The sequence below is a fragment of the Leclercia adecarboxylata genome (genome assembly GCF_006171285.1).
GTDB lineage: Bacteria > Pseudomonadota > Gammaproteobacteria > Enterobacterales > Enterobacteriaceae > Enterobacter > Enterobacter barmai.
In genome coordinates, this window is the sequence record NZ_CP040889.1 from 4,679,697 (window position 1) to 4,692,175 (window position 12,479).

Annotated in this window: 13 protein-coding genes; 5 read left to right on the forward strand and 8 right to left on the reverse strand. The window is 54.8% G+C overall.

What is annotated here, in order from left to right:
• The first annotated feature begins 301 nt into the window (after positions 1 to 301).
• Positions 302 to 1,390 carry a lactonase family protein gene (locus FHN83_RS24210; RefSeq protein WP_139565211.1) on the forward strand — a complete coding sequence of 363 codons (1,089 nt, stop codon included), beginning with the start codon at positions 302 to 304 and terminating at the stop codon, positions 1,388 to 1,390.
• On the opposite strand, the gene FHN83_RS24215 is transcribed toward FHN83_RS24210, so the two are convergent.
• From FHN83_RS24215 to FHN83_RS24225, 3 genes are all read right to left on the reverse strand, one after another.
• Positions 1,391 to 2,302 carry a LysR family transcriptional regulator gene (locus tag FHN83_RS24215; protein WP_139565212.1) on the reverse strand — a complete coding sequence of 304 codons (912 nt, stop codon included), beginning with the start codon at positions 2,300 to 2,302 and terminating at the stop codon, positions 1,391 to 1,393.
• Between the two features lie 2 nt (positions 2,303 to 2,304).
• Positions 2,305 to 4,953, reverse strand: coding sequence for an aconitate hydratase (locus tag FHN83_RS24220; protein ID WP_139565213.1), 2,649 nt, complete (start codon positions 4,951 to 4,953; stop codon positions 2,305 to 2,307).
• 167 nt (positions 4,954 to 5,120) lie between these two features.
• On the reverse strand, positions 5,121 to 5,693 hold the full coding sequence (locus tag FHN83_RS24225; RefSeq protein ID WP_139565214.1) for a DUF1349 domain-containing protein: 573 nt from the start codon (positions 5,691 to 5,693) through the stop codon (positions 5,121 to 5,123).
• A gap of 89 nt (positions 5,694 to 5,782) precedes the next feature.
• On the opposite strand from FHN83_RS24225, the gene FHN83_RS24230 reads away from it, so the two are divergent.
• A complete protein-coding gene (locus FHN83_RS24230) occupies positions 5,783 to 6,343 on the forward strand; it encodes a hypothetical protein (RefSeq protein WP_139565215.1) in 561 nt (186 codons plus the stop codon).
• Positions 6,344 to 6,380: 37 nt separating this feature from the next.
• Here FHN83_RS24230 and FHN83_RS24235 read toward each other — a convergent pair whose 3' ends face one another.
• Entirely contained in the window at positions 6,381 to 7,562 is a 1,182-nt protein-coding gene (locus FHN83_RS24235) for an MFS transporter (RefSeq protein ID WP_139565216.1), read from the reverse strand.
• Positions 7,563 to 7,665: 103 nt separating this feature from the next.
• Between FHN83_RS24235 and FHN83_RS24240 the strand changes: the two genes are divergently transcribed.
• On the forward strand, positions 7,666 to 8,583 hold the full coding sequence (locus tag FHN83_RS24240) for a LysR family transcriptional regulator (RefSeq protein ID WP_139565217.1): 918 nt from the start codon (positions 7,666 to 7,668) through the stop codon (positions 8,581 to 8,583).
• A 48-nt stretch (positions 8,584 to 8,631) separates the two neighbouring features.
• On the opposite strand, the gene FHN83_RS24245 is transcribed toward FHN83_RS24240, so the two are convergent.
• From FHN83_RS24245 to FHN83_RS24255, 3 genes are all read right to left on the reverse strand, one after another.
• A complete protein-coding gene (locus FHN83_RS24245) occupies positions 8,632 to 9,027 on the reverse strand; it encodes an Imm63 family immunity protein (protein ID WP_139565218.1) in 396 nt (131 codons plus the stop codon).
• A gap of 40 nt (positions 9,028 to 9,067) precedes the next feature.
• Positions 9,068 to 9,592, reverse strand: a complete 525-nt coding sequence (locus FHN83_RS24250) for a GNAT family N-acetyltransferase (RefSeq protein ID WP_176556528.1) — start codon at positions 9,590 to 9,592, stop codon at positions 9,068 to 9,070.
• Positions 9,593 to 9,668: 76 nt separating this feature from the next.
• Positions 9,669 to 10,718 (reverse strand): NAD(P)-dependent alcohol dehydrogenase, encoded by a 1,050-nt coding sequence (locus FHN83_RS24255; protein WP_139565219.1) that lies wholly within the window; start codon positions 10,716 to 10,718, stop codon positions 9,669 to 9,671.
• 112 nt (positions 10,719 to 10,830) lie between these two features.
• On the opposite strand from FHN83_RS24255, the gene FHN83_RS24260 reads away from it, so the two are divergent.
• Positions 10,831 to 11,214 (forward strand): winged helix-turn-helix transcriptional regulator, encoded by a 384-nt coding sequence (locus FHN83_RS24260; protein ID WP_139565220.1) that lies wholly within the window; start codon positions 10,831 to 10,833, stop codon positions 11,212 to 11,214.
• A gap of 98 nt (positions 11,215 to 11,312) precedes the next feature.
• Positions 11,313 to 11,756 carry an acetyltransferase gene (locus tag FHN83_RS24265; RefSeq protein ID WP_139565221.1) on the forward strand — a complete coding sequence of 148 codons (444 nt, stop codon included), beginning with the start codon at positions 11,313 to 11,315 and terminating at the stop codon, positions 11,754 to 11,756.
• Positions 11,757 to 11,775: 19 nt separating this feature from the next.
• Here the strand turns inward: FHN83_RS24265 and FHN83_RS24270 are convergent, their stop codons facing one another.
• Complete coding sequence (locus FHN83_RS24270; protein WP_139565222.1) at positions 11,776 to 12,360, reverse strand: helix-turn-helix domain-containing protein; 585 nt, start codon at positions 12,358 to 12,360, stop codon at positions 11,776 to 11,778.
• Positions 12,361 to 12,479 lie beyond the last annotated feature (119 nt).

Genomic DNA, 12,479 nt, shown 5'->3' on the forward strand with positions numbered 1-12,479 from the left:
CCGTTGCAGATTATTAACATTGCTCACTTCTCATTAACATTAAGCGGCGGGCATAGTCATTCCGCAACCTGACCTTGTTGGAAATGTGAGCAAGATCGTTCAATTTATGCATTTGCAAATAATTAAATGCAATTATCAGGACAGAAAAGAATCTGCATTCGTTATCTTCATGGCAGGAAACCTGCCATTAAAGCCGCACAAACACAGGAATAACGAGGATTGGCACTGAGAAACGAGACAACCATCACGGCACGATAAATGCATTTATATTATAAAAAATGCAAAGAAAACAGGAGCTATCATGACAACCTATGCTTACGTTGGCTGCCGGACTTCGGCATGGCGCGGTGCGCGCGGTAAGGGGATCACCCTGTTCCGCATTACCGAGTCGGGTAAATGGGAGCCGCTACAGTGCCTGGCTTCCGTGCAGGAAAATCCCTCGTGGCTGACGCTTGATATGCGGCGCAACCGGCTGTATGCGCTGCACGGCGATGGCGACCGCGTGGCGGTGTTCGATCGCGATCCTGACACCGGCCTGCTGACGTTAAGTAGCGAGCAGACCACCGGGCCACGCCACCCTCACCCGGATCTGGAGCCCGCCCGCAGAAATAATCCGGTTGGGGCCGCGCTGACGCCCGACGGCAACACGCTGCTGATCGCCAACCATGAAGGGGGCAACATTGCCGCCCTGCCGATCAGCGATAAAGGGCTGGAGCCGCCCATCGATTTCGCTCGCATCGCCGGTCATACCGGCCCTGACTCCCTGTCCCGTCCGCACGAGATCGTTTTTGCGCCGGGGTGCAATCTCTTTGCCGTCCCGGTTCAGGGCCGCAAGGCGGGCAACGGCATCGATATGATGCGCCTTTATCACTGGGAGCAGACCCGCTCATGCCTTGCCGATGAGGTGATGCTCCCGGCAGGCAGTTGGCCCCGCCACGCCGATTTTCATCCCAATGGCCAGTGGCTGTTCGGCCTCAGCGAGCTGAGCAGCACCGTCACCTTTTTTCACGTTGACCGGGAAAAAGGCACGCTCTCGCTGCGGCACACCCTCAGCGCGCTGCCGGAGGGTTACGACCTGCGCAGCGACGCCAGCGAGATCGAGGTGCATCCTTCCGGGCGTTTTGTCTATGCCGCCAACCGCGGGCATGACTCCATCGCCGTGTTCAGCGTCAGCCCGCAGGATGGCTCACTCACCGCTGTTGGCTGGGTGCCGTGCGGCGGAAAAACGCCCCGCTTTACCACTCTGTCGCCCGACGGCAGGCAGTTCATCAGCGCTAACGAAGATTCCGACACTCTTCAGGTGTTCGACGTCGACAGCGAAACCGGCATGTTGTCGGCAACGGATGTGGTGGTTGCCACTGCCAGCCCCACCTGCATCTGTTTTGCCTGACTACTCCTCGGCAGGTTCACAGGGGATCAGGCTGCCGATAAGGGATTTAACCGACGGCGAGGCCTGGGCGTAATCTTTTACGCCCACCAGCAGCTCCCGCTGCGCCCAGGGCTCGGCGAGGGGAATTAACCGCACACCGCTGTGCAGCGTTGAAGAGGCTACCTCGTTCACCGGCACAATGGCGATCCCCAGCTGCTGAGCCACCAGCTCGGCCATGGAGATAAAGCTGCTCACCCGCAGCCCGACGCTGAGGGTCTTACCGCAGGCGCGGGCCTGCCGCTCAAGGATGTGGCTCACGGCGCTGTTGCGATGCGCGCCAATCAGCTTCTCATCAATAATGTCTTCAAATTTCAGCTCGCTGCGCTCCGCCAGGGGGTGAGTGGGCCACACCAGCACCGACAGCAGATCGTGCTGCCAGGGCCAGGAGACGATCCCCGCCGCAGACGTCCAGCTGGAGAAGAACCCGACGTCCGCCTCGCCCGACAGCAGCCCCTGCACCACGCTTATCCCGGTGTGCTCCTCAATCTCAATATCGGTCTGCGGATAGTGGGCCAGATAGTCGCTCACCACCCGCGGCAGGTTATTCATCAGCGCCGCCGAGATAGTGTAGATGCGGATATGGCCGCGGATCCCCGCGGCATAGTCACTGAGCTCTTCTTCCATCTTCTCAAGATTGCGGAACACCTGGCGGGCATGGTAGAGCAAGGAGTGGCCCGCCGGGGTAAGGGTGATGCCCCGGGGCATGCGCAGCATCAGCGGGGTGCCCACCTGCTGCTCCAGCTCCGCGATACGCTTGCTGACCGCCGATACCGCGGTATGCTTCCTGCGGGCCGCGTGGGTGAGGTTTTGCTCCTCGGCGACCGCCACGAACAGAGATAGAGAGACCAGATCAAAGCGCATTGTTTTATCCATGGTTAATGCTTCAGCGTTTGCTGAATAACATACGGCAAAATACCGCCGTGGCGGAGATAACGCAGCTCCTGCTGCGAATCGAGGGTCAGCGTCAGCCCGAATTCGCCCAGCAGGCTGTTGTCCCGCCGGATACGCATCGTCAGCTGCGTCCTGCCCGCCTGGAGGTTTTCCAGCCCTTCCACGTCGATCGCTTCGCGCCCGTCCATCTCCGGCAGGCGCGCGGCGTCAGCCGGGTCGAGATGCAAAGGCAAAATCCCCATGCCGATCAGGTTGGTGCGGTGGATCCGCTCGAAACTCTGCGCTATCACCGCCTTCACCCCCAGCAGCGCCTGGGCTTTAGCGGCCCAGTCCCGGCTGGAGCCCGCGCCGTAGCGCTCTCCGGCGAAGATCACCAACGGCGTTTCACGTTGCAGCCAGCTTTGCGCGGCGTCATACGCGGGCAGGATCTGCTGATGCGCGGCATCCCAGGCCTTTCCGCCGCCGCCACGTAGCGCCGCCGGAAGCAGGCGGTTAGAGAGCGCGGTATTACTGAAAGCTCCGCGCACCATCACCTCGTGATTGCTGCGACGCGTGGAGTATAAATTCAGGTCCTGCGGGTCTTCGTGATGCTCAATCAGCCACTGCCCGGCGAGACTCGCCAGCGGGATCGCTCCGGCCGGAGAGATATGGTCGGTGGTGACATCATCCCCTAACCACAGGAACGGATGCGCGCCAGAGAGCGTCAGCGGCGCGGCGGGATCCCGGGGTAAACGCTCAAGATAACCCGGACGGCGCAGATAGGTGGAGCCCGCCTCCCAGGGATAGTGCACACTTCCCGGGGCAACGATCTCCTGCCAGTGGCCCGTACCCTGCCAGATAATCTCCCGGCGCTTAACGTAGTGCTCGCGTTTCATTACCCGCCCGAGCCAGGTTTCTACCTCTTCGCGCGACGGCATAAGATCGCGCATCATGATCGGGCGCTGCGCGTCGTCAACCCCGAGCGGTTCGTTCAGCATGTCATGAGAGATATGGCCTGCGAGAGCCCAGGCGATCACCAGCGCCGGAGAGGTCAGATAGCCGTGTCCGAGGGAGGGATTCACCCGACGGGGGAAATTACGGTTGCCGGAGAGGACGCAGACCGCCTGCAGGCCGTCGTTGACCAGCGCCTCCATGGCCGGTTGCAGCGCCCCGGAGCTGCCGATGCAGGTCATGCAGCCGTAGCCCGTCACGTCAAAACCGACCTTTTCCAGTTCGGACAGCAAACCCGACTCGCTGAGATAGTCGGTCACCGCCCGTGAGCCCGGCGAGAACGAGGTTTTCACCCAGGGCTTTGGCTTAAGGCCGTGCTTCGCGGCGTTGCGGGCAAAGAGCGCCGCCTGAACAATCAGCCACGGGTTCGCGGTGGTGGTGCAACTGGTAATCGCCGCGATGGCCACCGCCCCCTGGCGGATCGGCTCCGGGTAGTCCGCGCGCGTCCACTGCCGCCCTTTCGCTTCGACGCTCAGCGTCTCGTCGAAGCTGCTGGCCGCCTGCCCCAGCGGGATCTGCTGGTGCGGGTTCACCGGCCCGGCCATGCAGGGCTCGATAGTCGAAAGATCGAGCTCGATGCGCTGGCTGAACGCAGGCTGCGGCGACGCTTCTGTGCGCCACAGGTGTTGCGCCTGCATATAGGCCCGGATTAACGCCTGCTTTTCTTCGCTCCGCCCCGTTAAGGCAACGTATTCGGCGCTGCGTTCGTCAAACGGAAAGAACACCACCGTCGCGCCGTATTCCGGGGCCATGTTGGCGATGGTGGCCCGGGATTCAACCGACATAGCGGCTAACGCCGGCCCGGTGAACTCGACAAATTTACCCACCACCCCCGTCTCCCGCAGCAGACGGGTGATGTGCAGGGCCAGATCGCTGTCGCTCACCTCAGAGGAGAGCGTGCCGGAGAGCGAGATGCCCACCACCTCAGGGAAACGCAGCGTGACCGGTTCCCCCACCAGCGCGGCCTGCCCTTCGAGGCCGCCCACGCCCCACCCCAAAATGCCCAGGGCGTTGATCATCGGGGTATGACTGTCGGTGGCGATCATGCAGTCCGCATGCAGCAGCGGAACGGCAGCGGTGTTATCCACCGTCACCACCTCCGCGACGGCCTCAAGGTTCATCAGATGGATGATCCCGGTGCCGGGCGGGATCACCCGGAAATTATCCAGGCTCTTTTCTGCCCAGCGGATAAAGCGGTAGCGTTCGGCATTACGACGAAAATCGAAGCGCAGGTTCTCTTCCAGCGCGGCGGGTGACGCATAGCTTTCGACAATCACCGAGTGATCGATAGTCAGCACCGCCGGAATGCGCGGGTTAATCGCCGTGGCATCGCCGCCCAGTTCGGTCGTGAGATCGCGCATGGCGGCAAAATCGGCCAGCGCCGGCAGGCAGGTGGTGTCGTGAAACATCAGACGATCGGGATAAAAGGCCACTTCGCCCTTCTCCGCCGACCCGGCAAGCATCTGCAAAAACGCGGGCAGCGCTCCCGGCGAACGCAGGGCCACGTTTTCCAGCAGCACGCGCAGGCAGAAAGGGATGGTCTGCAATCTCTCCAGCGGCAGCAGCCGGGTGAGATCCAGAAAATGGTAAGGCTGATTATCAATGATCAGCTCTGATTGGTTGAGGGTCAGGGTCGATGTCATAAAACCTTCCGTCACAGCAGTATTGTTATGTTCATGTGCGGATAACGTTGCCATGCCGGGGAGCGGGTGAAAATTGAACTCTTGATAAGATAGCGTTCTCGAAAGGAGAACGCTAAGGGAAATGTCTGTGTACGGTGGGAAAGTACTTTGGGAATGGCCTTGTGACATTAGCTCAAATCATGCAGTGCCTTATCCAGCGGCGGCGTTAAAAGGATGTCCTGAAACACAACATCCAGGCCCGCCCGCTCCGGAGTACAACACATTGCACCGATCCTGACCGGCCCCGGCGGAAAATAGCTCAGGCGTATTAAAGGCCACGTCTGTCCCTCCGTTGAATACTGCAGTCTCAGGCTGTCTCCTTTACGCGTGAGCCTGAGCCAGAACGCTCGCGCATCACCGGGAAAAATTCCTGTAGCCCAGTCGGAATGGCCGAGCGTCAGCACGCTGCCAATGGCGGGCGCGCCGTCGTTATATTCTATCCCCGCTTTTAACCAGTGCTGTTCATCACCTATCATCATCAATCCGGCCTGATCGTACAGCGTGGTAAAGTCTGCGCAGATTTTGAGCTGGAAAGTAAAATCGCCCTCAGCCTCAGTGGCAAAGACATGACCGGAAAAGCGTTCAAACCCGTACCAGGTTTCGCGCCAGAAATCAGTTTTGTCATCGGTGGTGACCTGTAGAGTGCCGTTCTGGCACTGCCACTTTGCGGGCTCATTTATCCAGGCGAACGATTTAAACATAACAGCTCCAAAATGGGTTTACGGCTGACCGCAAAGGATAGGTTGTAAAGTAGTATACGTTTTTCAGCAGTACACACTCTGGATACTCAATGTCATTACAAGCAACCTGGCATGAACAGCCTGCGCCCGGTGATGAAACAGAAGGTGTTTCGATCATCGACGTCAATCCTTTTGGCCCTAATGGAGAAAAGGATCGGCGACTGCTCGTCAGTAACGACGGTGAGCCCCTTCTGATTTTACAGTTATATATACGTGCAGATGAGGATGGCTGGCTTATTTCCAGCGCCTTTTCTGGTTTTCTCCTGAATGAATCCCACGTGGCTATCATTTGTGGCGACCACTTTCATGTTTTTGAGATGGCCACACATACGTTCAGAAGCTATCCACTGGGTGATTACGTTGGCCATCTTTACTCAGTTCCTGACATCCATTCTGACAGACTACAGGATCGGGTTCTGGTCGCCACTTACTGCCACGTTTTTCTGATGGATATTGCTGCGGGCATTCTCTGGAAATCCGGGCAGTGCGCCATCGATGGCGTGATCGTTACATCCATAGAGAATGATACGGTGCTTGGTGAGGGGGAATGGGACCCGCCGGGAGGCTGGGAATCTTTTAAGCTCGATCTCAAAACGGGTATCCTGATTTGAAGAAGGGCTCACCCTCAGGGTAATAGCCCGGCAGCATTCAGGTTCGAATGGGGACACGTTCAGCGAGTTTCTTTTGCAGAATAATCACCATAACGGGGAAGCCTGCGGCGGAAATGGCACATACCGCCAGCAACCTGTTTATATTTTCTGGTGCCATACCCTGATCGGGTATCAGAAAAGAGGACAGGAAAAAGGCGACGGTGGTAACCAGATACATTATCGATGTCTGTAGTGAAGAAAATCCGGCTCGTTGCCTGTCATCAGGAAACTGAATCGTCAACGCCGAAGATACAACCAGACGGCTGTAAGAGGCACCGAGAAATAACGTTATAAATAACACCGCATGCTGATAGCCGAGAGCCGGGATTAACAAACTGAGTATAAAGACGAGGGTCGAAGCTGTTGCCAGTCGCAAAGCAGAATAACGCGAGGTTAAGACGCCGGTCATTTTTGTCGCCAGGTAACCTGCAACACCCCCGCCGAAGAACAGCCAGGGCAACAGCTCATGTGATGCGCTTAACTGCTGAGTCAATAATGGCACCAGAACCGGAACGATCAGCATTGGACTAAACTGCACAAGCGCATTACCGGAGGCGAACAGTAAAGTATCCACATCAACAGACTGCGTGCGGAGAGTGTCAACAGCGTCGGAAGTCTGGGGTATGATGAATACAATAAGCGGCAATGCCAGTAAACAAAGTGTACTTATTAACCACAAAGCGACATGCCAGCCGTAATAGGTGCACAAAAATAATAGCGTGGGCATGCCCGCAATACTTACCATCGAAAATGACGCAATCACCGTCGCTAACATTTTTCCGCGCAGGTTAGTCGGCGCATGGTTTATTAATATACTGATACCCACCCCCATTGTCGTACCGCCAACAAGCCCTGCGCAAAAGCGTAATGTCAGCAGAAGACTAAAACTGGAAATAAAGGTTGTTATAAGTGTCAGCAGCCCTAACAGGGCCATATTGGCGATTAAAAAACGTTTCTTATTGAAACGACCAATCCAGTAAAAAGCGATGACGCCCGAAATAACTGCGCCCGCTGTGTACATACCGGATGCATAGCCTGAGTATGATACGGGAACTGCGAAATCTGCTGCCATAAAAGCAAAAACAGGATTGAACATCATATATTCCAGCGCATTAGTGAACTGGATAAAAGCCATGACAACGGCTATTCGTATGAGTGCTTTGTGATTGTTTTGTAGCATAGCAAGTGTCCTCTGGAAGAATAAGACCCGAGTTTAACTGCTATCAATGGTGTTGATTACATGGTAGAAATGGCACTTATTGTTATCATAAATGGGATAATCAATGCGTCCTGCTCTTGATTCTACTACCCTGAAAGTGTTCATTGCTGTGGTCGAAAGAGAAAGCTTTGTTGGGGCATCGAAACTCCTTGAAATGCCGACATCAAACGTGAGTCGTTGTATTTCTCAGTTAGAAGAAAAGCTGAATCTTCAGCTCATTGAGCGCAGTACGCGACATATGAAACTCACCCAGGCGGGGTACCTGCTCTATTCCCGGGCGAAGCCAATCATGGAGTCGCTTGAGCAAACTGAGACAGAATTAACGTTACGGCAGATGCAGCTGAAGGGCCCGTTACGACTCTGTATTCCCAATGAAATAGGCCCTGCGCTGCTGGGTTCAATTATTGCCGATTTCGCCTGTCAGTATCCGGAACTGGAAATTAGCTGTATCACCAATTTGTCAGGATTCGAATCCCTGCGGGACGATCTGGATTTAGCGATCATTATTACCCGAGGTCAGATGGAAGACAGTGATTACATAGCCCGCCATCTGGTCACCATCCCCTGCACCATTGTTGCAGCCCCCTCGGTTATACAGCGTTACGGTACTCCTTCTCATATCCAGCAATTTGAAGACTTACCCTGTATTACAACGGTAAGTGCACTTAAAGGAGCGCCCTGGCAGTTCGTCAATAAAAAGGGAGGATTCGAGACCATTAAGGTTAAAGGGCATTATCGGGTAAACAGCGGAGAGATGGCTGGACGTGCCGCCCTGGCAGGCGTCGGCTTTGCGATTCTGTCGAAACAAGCCTGCCAGCCTTACATTAACGATGGACGGTTAATCGAGGTGGAATTTGAGCAATCGGCAGCGCCATTGCAATTGTTCTCCGTTTATTCCGACAGGCGTTATTTACCCGCTAAAATCAGAGCGCTTATAGATTTCATGCATCAGGAATTGAGCAGTGCAGCCTTAGCGATATAAGGTGGCGTTGAACGGCTGTACCCTGCCAAACCACTAAAATTTGCGAACCTAAGCTCTGAGAATTTCTGTCAGTTCTTTGCGCTTCCTTGTTGCCCATTCAGGTTTAATGGACAGCAGTAAACTATACTGCTTTCGGAAATAAACATGCCTGAATTCCTTATCAGGGGCGCTGTTCAGGGCTGCATACTCTGCAGCCAGACCGACCACACCACAGTCAACAAACCAGTACAGGATCTCATCATCACTCAGCGTCACTTTACGCGCTATTTCGATCCCTCGTTCAGCGACGACGAAATGATATTCTTCACCATGAATTTCCAGATATGGCGTTGCCAGGCCATCAGGACTGTCAGGGATGGTGAAGTAATGATTGGGTCTGACCCCACCGCCCATTTTCACGCCGATTTTGAGGAGTTCGGCGCGTAACTCTTCGATATTTTTCATGATTTTTTATGGTCAATACGTTACAGAAACCCTGGCAGCCTTAATAGTCTAACCGCATCCCGACGCGCCGCGCCGGATCGAAACCCTTTCCAATTTCCTCTTCTATCTGGCTTATCAGATGAAGCGGGCACGATTCCCCTTCCACTATTTCAAAACCCAGCGAGGCGTAAAATTTTGCATTAAAGGCGGCCACCTTATCTGTTGTTAATGTGGCGCCAGCCAGGTCGCGCTGCCGCGTGGACGCGAGCATCGCCTGCATTAACAATCTGCCGATCCCCTTCCCTTGCCAGTCCGGGTGCACATCAATTTCGGCAATGTGCAGCCATCTGCTTTCGAACGTGCCTGCTATAAATCCGACGGGGGTAGAATCTGCAGCAAACGCGGCAAGCAGCACACCGTCGCGGCTGAAGTCACAAAAATCCTTCAGGCTATTTGCGACAGCCTGACCTGTCACCGCCCCTGCGCCACGCAGTGTCTCAAAGGCAGCCAGTTCAATGGCGCGCAGTGCATCAAAATGTTCACATTGCGCATTGCTGATGGTGATTTCCAGGACCGAACTCTCCATGTATGTCTCCCCGTTCATTAACGCAAAATTATGCCAGGCGACCAGCAATGGCCGCCCGGAATAGCCTGTCGCTCCACTACCAGCGCGTGGCCTGCATATCGATGACAAAGCGATACTTTACGTCACCCTTAAGCATACGGGCAAAGGCAGTCTCAATATCCTCGCCACCGATCGTTTCGATATCGGCGGTAATATTATGCTCGCCGCAGAAGTTCAGCATCTCCTGGGTTTCCTGAATGCTGCCAATTGACGATCCGCTGATGCTTAAACGCCGAAACACCATGGGCGTAATATCCGGCGAGAGGTGTGGCTGGTCCGGAATACCGACCAACACCAGGCGGCCATTGGTTTTCAGCGTCGCCAGATAAGGGTTCAGGTCGTGCGGTGCCGCCACGCAGTCAATGATAAAATCCAGCGAGGTCTGGCAGGCCGCCATTTGCGCGGCATCGCGCGATACCACTACCCGTTTTGCCCCCAGACGACGGGCATCTTCGCCCTTCTCCGGGGAGGTTGTAAACAGCGTCACTTCGGCCCCCATCGCACTGGCGAGCTTCACTGCCATATGGCCTAGCCCACCCAGGCCCACAACACCCACGCGATCGCCGGCAGCCACGTTGAAATGGCGCAGCGGCGACCAGACAGTCACACCCGCACACAACAGCGGTGCAACCCCGGCAAGCGGCAGGTTGCGCGGTACTGACACAACAAAATGTTGATCGACGATCACGCTCTGCGCATAGCCGCCCCGGGTTCTTTCGCCGGTAAATTTATCCAGGCCATTGTAGGTCGCCGTAAAGCCTGCTTCGCAGTACTGCTCTTCATGGCTCTGGCAGAAATGGCACTCGCGGCAGGAGTCGACAATCACGCCCACACCGACGATATCACCCGGTTTAAAATGGGTGGCCTCGTCGCCAGTCTCAAGGACGCGCCCGACTATCTCGTGCCCCGGCACCAGGGGATATTCACTTACCGCCCATTCGTTACGCGCCATATGGAGATCGGAGTGGCACACGCCGCAATAGAGGATCTCAATTTTGACATCCTGTTTTTGTAGCGGGCGCAGCGAAACCTGGCCTGATGTTAAGGGTTGTGCCGCGTCATGTGCGACTAGTGCATTGATTTTCATCTTACCTCAGGAATGTGCTGGTTCAGGCTAACTCAAGGGGGCAGACTATAGTCAACAGGATCCCATATTGATAGTAGTTACCATTTGGTGACCATAAGCAGAGGAGAGAACAGTGCCAGCCTGGGTTGAAGGTAAACTTTATTTTTATGCGGACTCGCCGCCGCGCCGCCTGATGGAACTCTTTTCCGTTAAATGGAGCACGATGGTGCTGCACGCGCTGTATCACTGGCCGGATGAACGCGCACGCACCGGTGAGTTACAGCGTAGCCTGGAGGGAATTTCTAAGAAAATGCTGTTCCAGACGCTGAAAGAGCTGGAACAGCGGGGGTTGATTGCCCGCCATGTGTACGACGTGATCCCCCCCAAAGTCGACTACCGGCTGACCCCACTCGGCAGAACCTTTGCCGAGCCCATTGAGCAAATGTACCAGTGGGGGTTAGAACATCAGGATGCACTTGATGAAATGGAAGCCTGTTATCAGGCGGCGCCCGGCTAACAAAATCACTATTGTGAATTTATTTTCACTATAGTAAATTTTAATGAACTCATTTTTTTTGTGAATATACAAAGCAAAGAACACGTTAAGGAAGAAAAATGTTGAACATCAGAAAGTCACAACCGGCTGAAGCGCCAGAAATTATCCAGATCTGGAAGCGTTCAGTGGATGCTACACACCATTTTCTGACAGCGGAGGATCGCCAGGAGATCGAAAAAGAAGTTGTCGGCTTCTTTTCAGAAACCCCGGTATGGGTTGCTACAAATCAGGATGACCAGCCATTAGGATTTATGTTTTTGCATGATGGTCATCTGGAGGCGCTATTTGTGGATGCGTCTGCTCGCGGACTTGGCGTCGGCAAAGGGTTGATCTCACATGCGCTCGCCCTGCATCCCGATCTCAGCGTCGACGTAAATGAACAAAATCAGCAAGCTGTAGGGTTTTATCAGCACATGGGTTTTGAGGTTTCAGGACGTTCAGAGCGGGATAATCAGGGGAGGCCATATCCCCTGTTGCACCTGAGCAAAGCAAATGGGAACTAGCCGTTGTAGCAGCACAGTGTCATGGATTTTTTTGGCTAAAAGCAACGATGTAAGAACAGCCCTGCTCGCTATCAGGATTACTTAACTGGCACTCGCTTGCAAAGGTCAGAGCAAGAGAGTCACCGGCGCGTAGATGATGGGTCTGATGATTGACGCGAAAATCAAGGCTGCCACTCAACATCCAGAGTGTTTGCCCGGAAAGATGCTCATTCGCGGTGGCGGGTATCGTCAGCTCACCCTTAGCCGGAATCTCAACTCTTATAAGTTCCGGGCAGGCCCCTGCAGGGGAAAGCGACCAGCGGGTAATGCCTGAGTGTTCATCCGTCCAGTGCTGCTGCTCATGAGCAAAAAGAACAAGTGAGTTCTGATGTTGCTCAAGCTCTGCGAAAAGCTTTGATAGCGTAAGATTCATCGCGTTAGCTAAACGACTCAGTATCGTTGCACTGGGGCTGGAGGTGCCTCGTTCCACCTTGCTAATCATGGCCTGACTGACGCCCGATCGTTGAGCAAGCTCAGTGACAGTCAGATTGCGAGCCTTTCTGTGTTTAAGCAACAAACGTGCGATGTCGCTATCGAGTATCTGATTTTTAGATGTTTTTTCCATTTTCACCCCTGGTTTCGCCAGCCTGATTATGCCATTTCATAAATCAGGCTGAAACTGATGATTTAGCAGGTATGAAAATCAGGATTTACCAAACGTTCTTCATCTGTCACGCACCCTGA

Coding starts and splice junctions, on each gene's coding strand:
- FHN83_RS24210 (WP_139565211.1), top strand. CDS start 302: ATGACAACCTATGCTTACGTTGGCTGCCGGACTTCGGCATGGCGCGGT.
- FHN83_RS24215 (WP_139565212.1), bottom strand. CDS start 2,302: ATGGATAAAACAATGCGCTTTGATCTGGTCTCTCTATCTCTGTTCGTG.
- FHN83_RS24220 (WP_139565213.1), bottom strand. CDS start 4,953: ATGACATCGACCCTGACCCTCAACCAATCAGAGCTGATCATTGATAAT.
- FHN83_RS24225 (WP_139565214.1), bottom strand. CDS start 5,693: ATGTTTAAATCGTTCGCCTGGATAAATGAGCCCGCAAAGTGGCAGTGC.
- FHN83_RS24230 (WP_139565215.1), top strand. CDS start 5,783: ATGTCATTACAAGCAACCTGGCATGAACAGCCTGCGCCCGGTGATGAA.
- FHN83_RS24235 (WP_139565216.1), bottom strand. CDS start 7,562: ATGCTACAAAACAATCACAAAGCACTCATACGAATAGCCGTTGTCATG.
- FHN83_RS24240 (WP_139565217.1), top strand. CDS start 7,666: ATGCGTCCTGCTCTTGATTCTACTACCCTGAAAGTGTTCATTGCTGTG.
- FHN83_RS24245 (WP_139565218.1), bottom strand. CDS start 9,027: ATGAAAAATATCGAAGAGTTACGCGCCGAACTCCTCAAAATCGGCGTG.
- FHN83_RS24250 (WP_176556528.1), bottom strand. CDS start 9,592: ATGGAGAGTTCGGTCCTGGAAATCACCATCAGCAATGCGCAATGTGAA.
- FHN83_RS24255 (WP_139565219.1), bottom strand. CDS start 10,718: ATGAAAATCAATGCACTAGTCGCACATGACGCGGCACAACCCTTAACA.
- FHN83_RS24265 (WP_139565221.1), top strand. CDS start 11,313: ATGTTGAACATCAGAAAGTCACAACCGGCTGAAGCGCCAGAAATTATC.
- FHN83_RS24270 (WP_139565222.1), bottom strand. CDS start 12,360: ATGGAAAAAACATCTAAAAATCAGATACTCGATAGCGACATCGCACGT.